Origin of the sequence: Bradyrhizobium sp. Ce-3, from assembly GCF_022835695.1 — a bacterium.
Taxonomy (GTDB): Bacteria; Pseudomonadota; Alphaproteobacteria; order Rhizobiales; family Xanthobacteraceae; genus Bradyrhizobium.
The window spans coordinates 167,144-182,226 of record NZ_BQUV01000013.1 but is presented as its reverse complement, the minus strand read 5'-3'; the positions used below and the strand labels follow the sequence as shown (position 1 = coordinate 182,226).

The window sequence follows — 15,083 nt, the reverse complement described above, 5'->3', positions numbered from 1 at the left end:
CGTTTCCGGATCATGCGCTGGCTGTGCTCTTCGGCACCTTGATTGGCTCCCTTCGCGCATTGCCGCGCGATCAAATGAATGTAGCTTGGCCGCGGGGCGAAAGGCTAGGGCGTTTGGCCGGATGCGCGAGGTTTGCGGACGGGCGATTCAGCGCAGATTGGCGCGCAGCTCGCGGACGCCGCGTCCAAGCCGTTCGCGCAGCAGCGTACGCAGCGTGGCGCCGTCGACATAGCCGACCTCGGCGGCGATCGCGTCGATGTCGAGCCCGCTGCCGTGGAGCAGCGACTGCGCGCGTTCGACCCGCAGATCCTGGAAATACGACAGCGGCGACTTGCCGAGCACCGCCTCGCAGCGGCGCTGCAAGGTGCGCGCGCTGGTCGCCAGCGCCTCGGCGGCTTCCTGTAGCGAGAAACCCGCTTTCAGGTGCGCACGCGCCCAGCGTTCAAACCGCTGAATCAGCGGATCAGCCTGCGCAAGATGATTGGGGATGATGAACGGCGCCTGCGAGGTGCGCAGGTCGGCCAGCAGATAGCGTGACACGAGCGCGGCCAGCTCCGGGCTCGCCTGGCGGATGAACCAGAGCGCAAGGTCGAGATGTCCCATCGCGGCGCCGGCGGTGACAACGCGATCCGATGTCACCAGCATGCGGGTCTCGTCGAGCCGGACATTCGGATAGCGCTGCCGAAACAGCGGCGAGAGCCACCACGTCGTGGTGGCTTCCTTCTGATCGAGCAGCCCGGCCTCCGCCAGTATGAACGTGCCGATGCAGGACGCCGCGATCCGCGCGCCGGCCGTGGACCACATTTGAAGTTGCTCGGTCGCCTGGCGGACGTCGCGGCGGTCGAGCGCCGGCAGCAATTGCTCCGGTCGGCCGGTGGCCAGGGCCGGCACGATCACCCAGTCCGGCTTCACACCAGGCGTGATCGACGTCACGGGGATCGCAAATCCCTGGCCGGACCGAACCCGCTTCCGCACCCCGACGATCGAGACATCGAAGCGCGGCGTCCCGCCCATCTGCGCGGCCGCGAAGCCGTTGGCGAGCTTGAATGCATCGAGTGTGACGGTGAGCCCGGTGTCCCACAATCCCTCGAGCGCGAGGATTGAAATCCGCATGGCGCAAATGGCTCCAAGATTGTCGTTTGCGACAATACCGGCTCGACCTGCGTCGAGCTAAATGCTGTGCCGTCGGTGATCGCAATGCACCGGCGTGGAGATCCGGATGTAGCGGATATCAATCTGATATTACGTCGGTTTCGACGAAACGCGAGTGAAATGATTGGCATGATTGATGCCAAAGATGTCATTTCTGACTCTGCCGATTGTCGAGACGGACCGCTAGCCTGGATTTCCGGAGATCTCACCAAGACAGGAGAGCACCCATGAAAGTCATGGCCATCGGATCAATCGTCAAACCCCTCACGCCGGAGCAGCGGCAGCAGGTCATGCCGAACGAAGTGCCGGCCACGCTCAAGCACTATCTCGACGGCAAGATCGAGCAGTTCTGGTTTCGCCAGGACGCGCCCGGCGTGATCTTCCTCATGAGCGTCGAGTCGGTCGAGCAGGCCAAGGCGACGATCGAAGCGCTGCCGCTCGTGACCGGCGGTTACGCCAAGTACGACTTCATGCAGGTCGGTCCGCTCGCGCCGCTCGGACTCTTGATCCAGTAACCGCGCAGACTTGTGACACCGTCGGCGGGACGACATCCGTCATCCTCGCCGCCGGTGCCACCGGACCGGGGCCCGAACAAGAACAGGGAGCACGACATGAAGTATGGCTTTGCACGCGGTCTCGCCGCGCTGGTCATCTGCCTGATGGGAATCGGCGCGGGGCATGCGCAGTCCGCCGCGCCCCCGATACCGACCACGCACATCCTTGCCATCGGGACCTTGAACCCGGGCGTCGACCCGGCGGCCGCGCGCGCGATCCTGCCGACCGAGGTTCGGGAGACCGTCAAGCTCCATCTGGATGGCAAGATCGACCAGTGGTTCTCGCTGCAGGGACGTCCCGGCGTGGTGTTCATCCTGAACATGACCGACACCGCGGCCGCCCATGAGATGCTGGAGAAATTGCCGCTGGGGCAGGCGCATCTGATGAGCTTTGAATTGATCCCGGTCGGCCCGCTCAATCCGCTCCGCCAGTTGCTGGGGACCACGACGGGATCGCCATAGGCCGGATATGGAAGCAACAACGATGGACGCCGGCTTGGCGTCCATCGCGTGACATTTGCCTCGGTTCTTCTCTGAGCACGGTCTTTCCGGAAAACCGCTTCCAAGGTTTCCGGACCGTGCCCTAGCGCAGGACCTCGCTCAGCACCTCGCCATCGACCTTGTGCGGTGCTGTGCCGAGGATCCGCATGATGGTCGGCGCCACGTCGATATTGCGCATGCGCCGCACCACGGTATCCCTGCGGATCTGCGGCCCGGCGGCGATGAACGTCGCGCTCATCACCGGAAGCTCGGGGTCGTGACCGTGAGCGCCGTAGAAGTTCGGCATCGACAATGCGGTGGTTGCCGAATTGAACGGCGCATCGCCCTGGCGCGCGACGCCGGGGTTCTGGATGCCGTCGAAATTGTAGCCGGGCGCCATCAGCGCGAACACGTCGCCATAGTCCTGGCCGATGGTCTTGCTGATGCATTGTCCGGTTCCGGCGTCGCATTGCAGCGGCCGGGTTTCGACGACTGTAAAGATGCGCTGATCCCTCAGCGAGTAGTTGAAGCGCGCATTGGGATCGACCGCGTTCTTCACCGCGTCGGTGATCTGTGCCACCAGCGCACGGTAGGTCGCGAGATCGACGGTGCCGCCTAGCTCGCGGTTCTGCAGGTTGACGTAGATGTCGGCGGCCGGGCCCGAGGTGCGGATCCCGACCTTGCTGGTGTCGATCCCGGCGTTGCGCAGGATGTTGGTGAGATTGACCGAGGTGTGGAACGGCGCGAAGCCGTGGTCCGACACCACGATGACGTTGCTGTCACGGCCCGCCGCGTCGGCGATCTGCTTCACCGCCTTGTCGGCGGTCTGGTAGGCGAAGCGGATGTAGGATGCGTAGCGCTTGACCTTGGCCTGATCCTGGTTGGGCCCGATCGAATTCGGATCGGTCGGGCTGGTGCCCTGACGGGGATCGGTCAGCAGGAACTGGTGCTCGGAGCCGTCGGGCTGCTCGATATAGACCATCACGAGGTCGGCGTCGGGATGGGTCTTGATCGCGCGCTCGCCGATATTGGCCTGGTAGCGCACGAAGGTTCTCACCATGTCCTCGAACATCGTCTCGATCTCGACGTCGGGGAAGCCGGTGAAGCCCGGGCTCAGGCGCTCCGGAATGCGGAAGTCGGCCTGCGGACGCCAGAACCCGATATTGTTGTTGATGTCGTCGACATCGGCGAGCACGGGCGTGTTGCGCGGAATGTAGTTGGCGCCGTAGCGGGCAAAGCGCACGACTGAAAGATCGGGCGACAGCGCCGAGACGAAGTAGGCGGCGCCGACCTTGGCGCCGCTGCCTTCGAAGAAGAACGGCGCGTTTTCGCCGCCGAACTTGACATAGGCCGGTCCGGTCGACGGGGCGTGGAACGGGCCTGAGGTGATGCCGCGGTTTTCGTCGAAGAACACCAGCGTGTCGTAGTTCACCTTGCGGTCATTGGTGGTGTCGATCGCGGCGACACGGATCGAATATTTGACGTCGAGCGTCGACGCATTGGTGCAAGTTGCGGTCGCGGCTGCCGAGCACGAGAACGTCTCGATCGGTGCCGAGGTCACCAGCACCGGGCTGAACGAGAAATGGCCGGCGGCTTGCAGCGCCGCCACGATGCCGGGATCGGCCGTGAAGTCGCTGCGCGACAGCGTGAAACCCTGGGCGCCGATGCCACCGAACGCGCCGAACGGCACCGTGAAGTCGGTGACGCGGGTCGGCTGCGCCGGCTGCACCACGGTCTTGTTGATCGAGATGTCGGCGCCGTCGCCGCCGGGCCAGGTCGCAGTGACGACCTTCTTGCCCTGCTGGCGCAGCTGCACCCACAAAGGCTGCGCCGTCGGGTTTGCCGACGGCCCGAGCGGGCTCTCATTGTAGCCGCCGATCGGCGCCGCAAAGCCGCTGATGCTGCCGGAGATCGGACCGACGATCGGTTCGAACGTGTTGGAGGGGATATCGTTATGAACGGCCGTCGAACCGGTCGCGATCGCGATGTGAGAGACCGCGGTGAGCGACGGTGATGCCGTCACGTTCTGCAGCGCCACCGCGCCGCGCCGGCTGAGCCGGGCGAGCCCGCCGTCGCGCGGCAGCACACCTTCCTCGATGAACTTCTGGATGAAATCGGGCTTGGCGCCGTCGAGCGAGATCATTACGACGCGCGGCTTGCGGCCATGATGGTCGCCGTCATGATCGTGGTCTTGATCCTGATCATGACCGCGGGAATCGCCACCGCGATCATCATTGTCGCCGTCCTGGCCGGCGCGTGCCGGAGCTGCGACCCACGCCAGCGATGCGACGAGCGACATCGCCGCCGTCACGGAAACGAACGTCTTCAATTTCATGAGAATGCCCCAACTTCGCTGCGCGAACGCACAAACGGAAACCGTTCAGCAATCTTCGGGGGCTTGGCTGACGCGCATGTGACGCGCGCGCGACGACGCAACGACAGTGCGTCGATGCGTCACAACCGCAGTTCGTATTGTCTCACGCGAAGAACGCGCGTGAACACAACGAGCTAGTGCTGAGCTATCGATGCAATCCGCGCCGATGTAACGGTTGGATGACGGCGTGTGTTCGCGGACGTTGCGCGTTTTACGTGAAGCAGGTCGTGAACGTTACGCGGTTGCCTCTGCCGGCGGCTTGCGCTTCACGCGCTTGATGGTGCCGGAGAAGGTGAACAGCGGTCGCTCGGCCGAGGTCAGCATGCCGCGCACGAAGATCAGCGATCCGCCGGCGCGGGTGACTTCACCGGTGCACTCGATCAGGTCGCCCTCGCGGGCCGCGTCGAGGAATTCCGAGGCGAACGAGACCGTCACGCCGGGGCCCTGGAGCACCGAGCCAGCGAGCGCGAACAGGCAGTAATCCGCAAAGGTCATGAAGCAGCCGCCGTGGACGTTGCCGCCGCCGTTGAGGTGCTTCTTGGCGACCCGGAACGCGCAGGCGATGCGGCCGTTCTCGTCCATGCGGTGGTAAAACGGGCCGGAATGGCTCTCGAAATTGTCCCGGGTCCAGGTTCGCCAGCCGGCGAATTCGCCCTCGGTTTCGACGTGCAGGTCGGGGCGGCGGTTGAATGCAGTCTCTAATGCGGTCTTGGCGAGCTCGTTCACGAAAAATGGCCTTCAATTATCGGGTTCGGGTCCTTAAATCCGATCCATCCCCATTGTGCAAATCCCGGGACCAAATCCCGGGCAGCGTCCAACCGCCGCAAAGCTCTGGACAGGCCGGAAATGGGCCGTAAAAGGCCTTTTCGCCCCCGTTCGATCTACCTATTAAGGGTCCCATGACCGCGACCAAGAACGAGCCCCAGATCACCCCCGAACTCGTCGCCGCCCACGGGCTGAAGCCGGACGAGTACGAGCGCATCCTCAAGCTGATCGGGCGGGTTCCGACCTTCACCGAGCTCGGCATCTTCTCGGCGATGTGGAACGAGCATTGCTCGTACAAGTCGTCGCGAATCCATCTGCGCGGCCTGCCGACCAAGGCGCCCTGGGTGATCCAGGGCCCCGGCGAGAATGCCGGCGTGATCGATATCGGCGACGGCCAGGCCGTGGTCTTCAAGATGGAGAGCCATAATCACCCGAGCTACATCGAGCCGTATCAGGGCGCGACCACCGGCGTCGGCGGCATCCTGCGCGACGTCTTCACCATGGGCGCGCGGCCGATCGCCTGCCTGAACGCGCTGAGCTTCGGCGCGCCCGAGCATCCCAAGACCCGGCACCTGGTGTCCGGCGTGGTCGCGGGCGTCGGCGGCTACGGCAATTCGTTCGGCGTGCCGACGGTCGGCGGCCAGGTGCGCTTCCACACCCGCTATGACGGCAACATCCTGGTCAACGCGATGGCGGTGGGCCTCGCCGACGCCGACAAGATCTTCTATGCGGCGGCCTCCGGCGTGAACATGCCGATCGTCTATCTCGGCTCCAAGACCGGCCGCGACGGCATTCATGGCGCCTCGATGGCCTCGGCAGAGTTCGACGACGCCTCCGAGGAGAAGCGCCCGACCGTGCAGGTCGGCGATCCCTTCGCCGAGAAGTTGTTGCTGGAAGCCTGCCTCGAGATCATGGCGGCCGACTGCGTCGTCGCGATCCAGGACATGGGCGCGGCCGGCCTGACCTGCTCGGCTGTCGAGATGGGCGCCAAGGGCGACCTCGGTGTCGACCTCGACCTCGACGCGGTGCCGACCCGCGAGACCGGCATGAGTGCCTACGAGATGATGCTCTCGGAAAGCCAGGAGCGCATGCTCATGGTGCTCAAGCCCGAGAAGGAGAAAGAGGCCGAGGCGATCTTCCGCAAATGGGGGCTCGATTTCGCCATCGTCGGCTACACCACGCCGAGCAAGCGCTTCGTCGTCAAGCATGGCGGCGACGTGATGGCCGATCTGCCGATCAAGGAGCTCGGCGACGAGGCGCCGGTCTATGACCGCCCGCACGTCGCCTCGACTGCGCTGCTGGTGATCCGCGGCCAGGACATCAAGCCGCCGCTCGGCATCGCCGCGGCGCTGGAGAAGCTGATCGGCACGCCCGAGCTGTGCTCGAAGCGCTGGGTCTGGGAACAGTACGACCACGTCATTCTCGGCAATACCATGCAGCGTCCCGGCGGCGATGCCGCGGTGGTCCGCGTCGAGGACGGCCCCAAGGGGCTTGCGCTCACCGTCGACGTCACGCCGCGCTATTGCGAGGCCGATCCGTTCGAGGGCGGCAAGCAGGCGGTGGCGGAAGCCTGGCGCAACATCACCGCGGTCGGCGGCCGGCCGCTCGCGATCACCGACAATCTCAATTTCGGCAATCCGGAGCGGCCCGAGATCATGGGCCAGTTCGTCGGCTGCCTGAAGGGTATTGCGGAAGCTTGCGTTGCGCTGGACTTCCCGGTCGTGTCCGGCAACGTCTCGCTCTACAACGAGACCAACGGCCGCGGCATCTTGCCGACGCCCTCGATCGGCGGTGTCGGCCTGCTCGACGACTTCACCAAGTCGGCGACGCTGGCGTTCAAGGCGGCCGGCGAGGCGATCCTGCTGGTTGGTGACACCCAAGGCTGGCTCGGCCAGTCGGTCTATTTGCGCGACGTCTGCGGCCGCGAGGAGGGCGCTCCGCCGCCGGTCGATCTCGCCACCGAGAAGCGCAATGGCGACGTGATCCGCGGCATGATCCGTGCCGGCACCGCGACCGCGGTGCATGACGTCTCCGACGGCGGGCTCCTGATCGCGCTCGCCGAGATGGCGATCGCGAGCGGCATCGGTGCGCAGCTGCTGGCGGCGCCGTCCTCGATCGTGCCGCATGCCTATTGGTTCGGCGAGGATCAGGCCCGCTACATCGTCACCGTGCCTGCGGCCGACGCGGGTCTCGTGCTGGCCAAGATGAAGGGCGCCGGCGTGCCCTGCGCGCGGATCGGCACCACCGGCGGCGAGGCGATTGCGGTCGCCGGCGAGCCGCCGGTGACCGTCGAAAGCCTGTCCCGAGCCTTCGAGCACTGGCTGCCGGACTACATGCACGGCACAGCCGCCTGATCCGGATCGATCAGGCGCTGCAACGTCGAGCGAACAAGGCCTCAATAGCGCGATGAATCCATCATCGCGCTATTGTCTTGTGTTCAGGCGCGATCCTTCGGATCAAGCGCTAGGTGGCGCCGCGGATCGCGCGCCAGGCAAAGATGATAATCACTGCGCCGATGAAGCCGGCGACGAGATAGCTGATCCATCCCCCGCCGAGCGACACGCCGAGCAGACCCAATAGCCAGTTCGCCAGCGCGGCGCCGACGATGCCGAGGATGATATTCATGAAGATGCCGGTTCCGGTCTTCATGAACATCTCGGCGAGCCAGCCGGCCAATCCGCCGACGATGATTGCGGCGATCCATCCAACTTGAGGGTCGTTCATCCCAGGACTCTCCTTGAGGTCAGCAGTCCGGCCAGCATAACCGAGAATCACATGGCCACATGTGACCAATGGCAGGTTGTGCGCAACTTGTTGGCGAGGGGCTCAAGCCTGCCGCCCACGGCGCTGCCGGCGTTCGGCCGCCGTGATCAGGATGCGGGGGCCCGGGCCCTGGGCGCCGAGCCTGTCGTCGCAATTGCGCAGCGGGCAATCGGTCACCGACAGGCAGCCGCAGCCGATGCAGTTGAACAGCTTGTCGCGGAGGTCGGTGAGATCGCTGATCCGTTGCTGCAGCGCCGCGGTCCAGGCGCGCATCGCGCGCTCCCATTCGCGCACGGTCGGGGCGCGATCGAGCGGAATCGCGGCGAAAGTCTGCCGGATCTCCCCCAGTGGAATCCCGGCGCGCTGCGCGATCCTGATCACCGCGATGCGCCGCAGCACGCCGCGCGCGTAGCGCCGCTGGTTGCCGCCGGTGCGCCGGCTCGCGATCAGCCCCTTGCTCTCGTAGAAGTGAAGGGTGGAAACGGCGAGGCCGCTGCGTCGCGCAACTTCGCCGACCGAAAGCTCCTGTGGAAGCGCCATTTGCCTCGAGATCCCGGATTAGAAGTCCTGCAAGCTGCGAGCCTTGACCTCAACTCTACTTGAGGTTCTATAACAGCTGCTGGCTTGCAGGGGCAAGCTTCCGGCCGAGAGGCCGGGGTTGGTTCTTGGAAGCGAAATGCCGTCTGCATCATTTTCGTCGCGCCGCTGGCTTGGGCTTCGCCCCAAGCCGTTCGGCATCACCCTTGTCTTGCTGATCTGTGCCGTAACCGCCTTGTTGGCATGGCGTGCCGGTGGATCCAGTGCCTCGGCCAAAGCCACCACTGAGGCCCCGCCGACGCCGGTGGCGGCGATGGTGGTGCGGACCGAAACCTTGCCGCGCTCGATCGAGGCGATCGGCTCGCTGCAGGCGGTGCGCCAGGTGATTCTGGCGCCCGAGGTTGCCGGCCGCGTCACCGCGATCAATCTCGATGCCGGCACCGATGTCGCTGAGGGCGCAGCGCTGGTGCAACTCTATGATGCGCCGCTGCGCGCCGCGCGCGCGGTTGCGGTCTCCAAGGGGCGCTTCGCCCAATTGCAGGAGAAGCGTTCGCAGGGGCTGGCGCCGTCCGGCTTCGTGACCCAGGAGACGCTGCAGCAGCGCCAGGAGGACCTCAAGCAGGCCGACGCCTCGGTCGAACAGCTCGATGCGCAGATCGCGCAGATGACGATCCGGGCGCCTTTCGCGGGCCAGATCGGCCTGCGCAAGGTCAACCTCGGTCAATACGTCAATGCCGGCGATGCGCTCGCTACGCTGACTGCGCTCGATCAGCTCTATGCCAATTTCACCGTTCCGCAGCAGCGCCTGTCAAATCTGAAGGTGGGAGGCGCGGTGACGATCCGTACCGATGCTTTCCCCGATCGGGTGTTCGAGGCCAGGATCAACGCCATCGAACCGCAGGTCGCCGAGGATACCCGCAATGTCCTCGTGCAGGCTCTGTTCTCCAATCCCGACCGGCTGCTGCGGCCGGGCCTCTTCGTGATGGTCAACGTGGTGCTGCCGCCGCAGGCGGACGCCATCGTGGTGCCGGTCACCGCGATCCAGACCAGCGCATCCGGCGAGAGCGTGCTTGTCGTGCGCGACAACAAGGCGATCGGCGTTGCGGTCAAGACCGGGCAGCGCATCGGCGAACGCGTCGTGGTGGAGCAGGGGCTTTCGCCCGGCGACCACATCGTGACCGCAGGTCAGCTCCGCGTCATGCCCGGCGCGGCCGTCCAGATGACGATGACGGAGACGCGCTAGCCCGCAAGCGGCAAGCGTCCAAAGGCAAGCATCATGCATTTCACCGACATCTTCATCCGCCGCCCGATCCTTGCGACGGTGGTCAGCCTGCTGATCCTCTTGATCGGCACCGCAGCCATGGTCTCGCTGCCGGTGCGGCAATATCCGAGCATGGAGAGCGCAACGATCCAGGTCGACGTCTCGTTTCCCGGCGCGACCCAGGACGTCATGCAGGGTTTCGTCACGTCGGTGATCGCGCAGTCGATCGCGACCGCCAACGGCATCGAGTACATGACCTCGAACTCGACGCTGGGCCTCAGCCAGATCAAGGCCAAGCTGGTGCTCAACGCCAATGCCGACCGCGCCATGACCGAGGTGCTCGCCAAGGTGCAGCAGGTCAAGTACCGGATGCCGGCCGGCGTGTTCGACCCCGTCATCACCAAGATCACCGACGGCGCATCGGCGGTGCAGTACATCGCCTTCACCAGCGACACGCTGACGCCGGCGCAGATCACCGACTTCGCCACCCGCGTGGCGCAGCCGCTGCTGACCTCGGTGCCGGGCGTGGCGTCGGCCGAAACCTCGGGCGGATCGCCGCTGGCGATGCGGGTGTGGATCGATCCGTTCAAGCTCGCAGCACGCGGCCTGACCGCGGCGGATATCTCCGCCGCGCTGCGCTCCAACAACGTGCAGGCGGCGCCCGGGCGGCTGCGCGGCGAGATGACCGTCACCAACATCACCGCGGCGACCGACCTGCGCAATCTCGACGATTTCCGCAAGATGGTGATCAAGACCGGCACGGCCGGCGGCGGCTTGGTGCGGCTCGGCGACGTCGCGACGCTCGAGATCGGCGGCGAGAATTACGATTCCAATGCGCGCGACAGCGGCAGGCCGACGGTCTACATCGCGGTGCAGCCGACCCCCGACGGCAACCCGCTGGAGATCGTCGCCGCCACCGCCAAGGTGATCGAGGACCTCAACCGCGTCGCGCCGCCCGGATTGCAGGTCGCCGACGTCTTCAACATCGTGCACTTCGTCAAGGCCTCGATCTCAGAGGTGCAGCACTCGCTGGTCGAGGCGATCGCGATCGTCGTGGTGGTGATCCTGCTGTTCCTCGGATCGTTTCGCTCGGTGCTGATCCCTGTCGTCACCGTGCCGCTGTCGCTGGTCGGCACCGCCGCGATGATGCTGGCGCTCGGCTTCTCCATCAATCTGCTGACCCTGCTGGCGATGGTGCTGGCGATCGGGCTCGTGGTCGACGATGCCATCGTCGTCGTCGAGAACATCCATCGCCACATCGAGGAGGGCCTGAGCCCGGGTGACGCGGCTCTGATCGGTGCGCGCGAGATCGTCGGTCCGGTGATCGCGATGACGATCACACTTGCGGCGGTCTACGCGCCGATCGGCCTGATGGGCGGCCTGACCGGCAGCCTGTTCCGCGAATTCGCCTTCACATTGGCGGGCGCGGTGGTGGTGTCGGGCGTCATCGCGCTGACCCTGTCGCCGATGATGAGCGCGCAGCTCCTGGGCGAGGCGACCTCGCACGGCCGGTTTGCCCGCTTCGTCGAGCATCAGTTCTCAAAGCTGTCGCGCGGCTACAGCCGGCTCCTGGCCGCCACGCTGAAGATGCGCACCGCGGTGCTGCTGGTGGCATTCGCCGTGCTGGCGGCGATCGTGGTGCTGTTCCTCGGCAGCCAGCGCGAACTCGCGCCCTCGGAGGATCAGGGCTATGTGTTCACCGTGCTCCGCGCGCCGCAATATGCCAGCGTGGACTACACCACGCGCTCGTCCGACCAGATCGAGCAGCTGTTTCGCTCGTTTCCCGAATACCACGCGAGCTGGTTCATCAACGGTACCGACGGACAGAACCATGCCTTCGGCGGCATCACCCTGACCGATTGGGACAAGCGCAAGCGCTCCGCCAACGATATCCAGAACCAGCTCTACGGCACGTCCTACGGCGTGCTCGGCGCCAGCGTGACGCCGTTCCAGCCGGCCGCGTTGCCGGCGGCGACCGGCGGCCTGCCGTTCCAGATGGTGGTGCGCTCGGCCGGCGATTTCGCCACCATCTATCAGGAGGTCGAGACGCTGAAGGGGGCGGCCTGGAAGAGCGGGCTGTTTGCCTTCGTCGACAGTGATCTGGCGTTCGACAGTCCGACTGCGCGGATCACCATCGATCACGCCAAGGCGGCCGAGGCCGGCGTCAGCATGCAGACCATCGCCGACACGCTCGCGGTGCTGGTCGGCGAAAATTACGTCAACCGCTTCAACTTCTTCGAACGCTCCTACGAGGTGATTCCGCAGGTGCGCCAGGCCGACCGGGTCACGCCGGAAAATCTCGGCAGCTTCAACGTGCGTTCGAGCTCGGGGCAGATGTTCCCGCTGTCGACGGTGATCAAGGTCAACGTCAAGCCGGAGCCGAACCGGCTGCCGCAGTTCAACCAGATGAATGCGGCGACGATCTCGGCGGTGCTGAAGCCCGGCGTCACCATGGGGCAGGCGGTGTCGTTCATGCAGGCACAAAAGCTGTCGCCTGGCATGACCGTCGACTGGCTGTCGGACAGCCGGCAATATGTCCAGGAGGGCAACCGCCTGATCGTGACCTTCGGCATGGCACTGATCGTGATCTTCCTGGTGCTGGCGGCGCAGTTCGAAAGTTTCCGCGATCCGCTCGTCATCATGGTCACGGTGCCGCTCGCGGTCTGCGGCGCGCTGCTGCCGCTGTATTTCGGCTTCACGACCTTGAACATCTACACCCAGATCGGCCTCGTCACCCTGATCGGGCTGATCTCCAAGCACGGCATCCTGATGGTGAGCTTCGCCAACGAGATCCAGCACCATGAAGGGCTCGACCGGGTCGCCGCGATCCAGAAAGCCGCCGCGGTGCGGATGCGGCCGGTGCTGATGACGACGGCTGCGATGGTCGCGGGCCTCGCGCCGCTGCTCTATGCCGACGGTGCCGGCGCGGCGAGCCGCTTCGCCATCGGCATCGTCGTGGTGATGGGCATGCTGATCGGCACCCTGTTCACGCTGTTCGTGCTGCCGACCTTCTACATCCTGATCGCCCGCGACCATCGTGCCGCCGCCGCCCCGCATCTGGAGCGCGTGGCGGTGAGGGACGAGATCGCGGCGTAGTCTCTACAGCACGTATTTCGAGCCGGGAATCCTGCGCAGCACTGCGGTGGCGGCCCAGCTCAGCGCTATCGTGGCGAAGAAGGCGATCGCGGCCTTGGCGATCGCCGGCAGATCCATGTCGAACAGCCAGTATTGCAGCCACAGCACGATCGGATAGTGCACCAGGAACATGCCGTAGGCGTCGCCCTGCATGCGGTCGAGCAGCGTCGGGCCCGACGCCTTCGATTGCAGGAAGTAAGCCAGGATCGCAAACAGAATCGAGGCAGAGAACAGCACGTAGAAGCTGCCGTAGATCGCGAGATACCAGCCCGGCAGCGGATCGGGGTTACCGATTATCTGGCGCTTGATGTAGATCATCACCCACATCATGCAGTAGGGGATCAGCGTGATGCCGGTCCAGAACCAGCGCCGCTCGGTCAGCCGTCCGTGTGCGCTGAGCACGCCGCCTTCGAGGTTTGCCGCCCCGATCCCCGCGCCAATGAAGAAATAGCACGCATACAGCAGCACGCGACTGGCCTGCACCGAGAACGGTCCGAACTCGAACCAGTAGTTCTGGCCGTAGGCGACCAGCATCGGCAGGTAGACGGCGGCGCTGACCACGACAAGGAACAGCCAGAACTTCGAAGGACGTTCAAATCCCTTGATCGAGAGACGGTTGATCGGGTCGAGCAGGCGCGACGACACCCGGTACAGAACACTCGCCGTGAGATCGAAGGTCATCAGGACATAGACGAACCAGATCGGACCGCTCGGCCATGGCCCGACCGTCATGGTCTTCCACCAGAACTCGGAGAAGGTCAGGTCCGGCGTCGCGCGCAGCGCGATCGCGTAGTAGGCGATCGGGATCACGGTGACCGCGCAGACCACGAAGGGCAGGCCGAGCCGCAGCAGCCGGTCGCGCAGGAAGATCAGCCACGGCTTGTGGCCGAGCCCGGGCCAGACGAACAGCCCCGACAGGAAGAAGAACATCGCCATGAAGAAGCTGTCGGTGGCGAGCACCACGCAGTCGAAGCCGATCCACGACGTCGGGTCGGTGTGTCCGAAATAGGTGTAGGGAATCACGGCGTGGTGCAGCAGCACGACCAGCGTCAGGAAGGTGCGTGCACGGTCCAGGGCGACATTGCGCTTGTGGAGCTTCGGTGCTGCCTGGACGTCGACGGCCGGAGCCGCGTGAGCAATCGATTTCATGGTGCCCCCAGCCGGGTCTGCAGCCTGATGTTGCAGTCGGGAACTCGATTCAGCAAGGCCCAATCGGCTCGTTTCCGTGGTGTCGAGGTCGGTCATCTCGGTGCATTTGTTTCGTTTTGGAACCGGGCTGGGAAGCCGGCGTTATCGGCGGACGCGCGAGGCGCGCGCGGTTTGTGGAGCAAGCAATGACACTGCTGAAATGGGCGTTGATCTTCCTGGTCGTCTCGATCATCGCGGGCTTGCTCGGCTTCACCGGTATTTCAGCCGCCTCCGCCGACATCGCACGCTTCCTGTTCTACGTCTTCGTCGCGATCTTCCTGGTGCTCCTGGTCCTCGGGCTCACGATCTTCAGGGTCTAGCCGCGATCCGGCCGAACGCTTCCGTCGTGATGCCCGGGTCTTGCCGGGCATCGCCGTCTTCAGGCTTGGGACACGCGCGCCACGGGCGAGATCCGCCGCCCTTGGCGGGCGAGACCGCCTAGGCGACTTCCTCGATCTTCACCTTGTCAGGATAGAAGGCGAGGTGGCCGGCAATCTCGGTCATGGCCGGAAAGGGCTCCTCATAGGTCCAGATCGCATTGTCCAGCGTCTTGCCGTTGGCCTTGATGCTGAAGTAGTTCGCGTCCCCCTTGTAGGGGCAATGCGTGGTCCGTTCGGTGCGGGTCAACAGCTCCATATTGGCGTCCTGCCGGGGGACGTATTGCACGGCCGGATAGCTCGCTTCCTTCAAGGTCAGCGCATGGGTGGTCTCGGCGATCACGACGCCATCGGCGGTGACGCGGACGCGCTTGGCATTGGGGGTGATCGTGATCGGATGGTCGGGGCCGGGGAGCTTCATAATGCTGCGCCTCTTCTGGTCATTTCGGCGTGATGGCTTGTGACCGATTGATGCAGGTTTAAATCGCTGCGAATGG

Annotated in this window: 13 protein-coding genes; 6 read left to right on the top strand and 7 right to left on the bottom strand. The window is 65.0% G+C overall.

What is annotated here, in order from left to right; genetic code table 11:
• Positions 1-147: 147 nt before the first annotated feature.
• A complete protein-coding gene (locus tag BRSPCE3_RS34340) occupies positions 148-1,113 on the bottom strand; it encodes a GlxA family transcriptional regulator (protein WP_244071299.1) in 966 nt (321 codons plus the stop codon).
• 266 nt (positions 1,114-1,379) lie between these two features.
• Here BRSPCE3_RS34340 and BRSPCE3_RS34335 point away from each other — a divergent pair, with 266 nt between their 5' ends.
• Positions 1,380-1,667 (top strand): hypothetical protein, encoded by a 288-nt coding sequence (locus tag BRSPCE3_RS34335; RefSeq protein WP_244071297.1) that lies wholly within the window; start codon positions 1,380-1,382, stop codon positions 1,665-1,667.
• Between the two features lie 96 nt (positions 1,668-1,763).
• Entirely contained in the window at positions 1,764-2,168 is a 405-nt protein-coding gene (locus BRSPCE3_RS34330; RefSeq protein ID WP_244071295.1) for a hypothetical protein, read from the top strand.
• 121 nt (positions 2,169-2,289) lie between these two features.
• On the opposite strand, the gene BRSPCE3_RS34325 is transcribed toward BRSPCE3_RS34330, so the two are convergent.
• Together BRSPCE3_RS34325 and BRSPCE3_RS34320 are read right to left on the bottom strand one after the other, a co-directional pair.
• Positions 2,290-4,521: an alkaline phosphatase family protein gene (locus BRSPCE3_RS34325; protein WP_244071292.1), complete on the bottom strand. Its 2,232-nt coding sequence runs from the start codon at positions 4,519-4,521 to the stop codon at positions 2,290-2,292.
• A gap of 273 nt (positions 4,522-4,794) precedes the next feature.
• Positions 4,795-5,286 carry a PaaI family thioesterase gene (locus tag BRSPCE3_RS34320; protein WP_244071290.1) on the bottom strand — a complete coding sequence of 164 codons (492 nt, stop codon included), beginning with the start codon at positions 5,284-5,286 and terminating at the stop codon, positions 4,795-4,797.
• A gap of 173 nt (positions 5,287-5,459) precedes the next feature.
• Between BRSPCE3_RS34320 and purL the strand changes: the two genes are divergently transcribed.
• Positions 5,460-7,679: a phosphoribosylformylglycinamidine synthase subunit PurL gene (purL, locus tag BRSPCE3_RS34315; RefSeq protein ID WP_244071288.1), complete on the top strand. Its 2,220-nt coding sequence runs from the start codon at positions 5,460-5,462 to the stop codon at positions 7,677-7,679.
• 109 nt (positions 7,680-7,788) lie between these two features.
• On the opposite strand, the gene BRSPCE3_RS34310 is transcribed toward purL, so the two are convergent.
• Positions 7,789-8,049 (bottom strand): GlsB/YeaQ/YmgE family stress response membrane protein, encoded by a 261-nt coding sequence (locus BRSPCE3_RS34310; protein ID WP_244071286.1) that lies wholly within the window; start codon positions 8,047-8,049, stop codon positions 7,789-7,791.
• Positions 8,050-8,151: 102 nt separating this feature from the next.
• Positions 8,152-8,628: a redox-sensitive transcriptional activator SoxR gene (soxR, locus tag BRSPCE3_RS34305; protein ID WP_244071284.1), complete on the bottom strand. Its 477-nt coding sequence runs from the start codon at positions 8,626-8,628 to the stop codon at positions 8,152-8,154.
• Between the two features lie 136 nt (positions 8,629-8,764).
• Here soxR and BRSPCE3_RS34300 point away from each other — a divergent pair, with 136 nt between their 5' ends.
• Complete coding sequence (locus BRSPCE3_RS34300) at positions 8,765-9,868, top strand: efflux RND transporter periplasmic adaptor subunit (RefSeq protein WP_244071282.1); 1,104 nt, start codon at positions 8,765-8,767, stop codon at positions 9,866-9,868.
• Between the two features lie 33 nt (positions 9,869-9,901).
• Positions 9,902-12,982, top strand: coding sequence for an efflux RND transporter permease subunit (locus tag BRSPCE3_RS34295; RefSeq protein WP_244071280.1), 3,081 nt, complete (start codon positions 9,902-9,904; stop codon positions 12,980-12,982).
• Between the two features lie 3 nt (positions 12,983-12,985).
• Here BRSPCE3_RS34295 and BRSPCE3_RS34290 read toward each other — a convergent pair whose 3' ends face one another.
• Positions 12,986-14,170: an acyltransferase gene (locus BRSPCE3_RS34290; RefSeq protein ID WP_244071278.1), complete on the bottom strand. Its 1,185-nt coding sequence runs from the start codon at positions 14,168-14,170 to the stop codon at positions 12,986-12,988.
• A gap of 185 nt (positions 14,171-14,355) precedes the next feature.
• On the opposite strand from BRSPCE3_RS34290, the gene BRSPCE3_RS34285 reads away from it, so the two are divergent.
• Complete coding sequence (locus tag BRSPCE3_RS34285; RefSeq protein WP_244071276.1) at positions 14,356-14,529, top strand: DUF1328 domain-containing protein; 174 nt, start codon at positions 14,356-14,358, stop codon at positions 14,527-14,529.
• Positions 14,530-14,647: 118 nt separating this feature from the next.
• On the opposite strand, the gene BRSPCE3_RS34280 is transcribed toward BRSPCE3_RS34285, so the two are convergent.
• Entirely contained in the window at positions 14,648-15,007 is a 360-nt protein-coding gene (locus BRSPCE3_RS34280; protein ID WP_244071274.1) for a DUF427 domain-containing protein, read from the bottom strand.
• Positions 15,008-15,083: the final 76 nt, after the last annotated feature.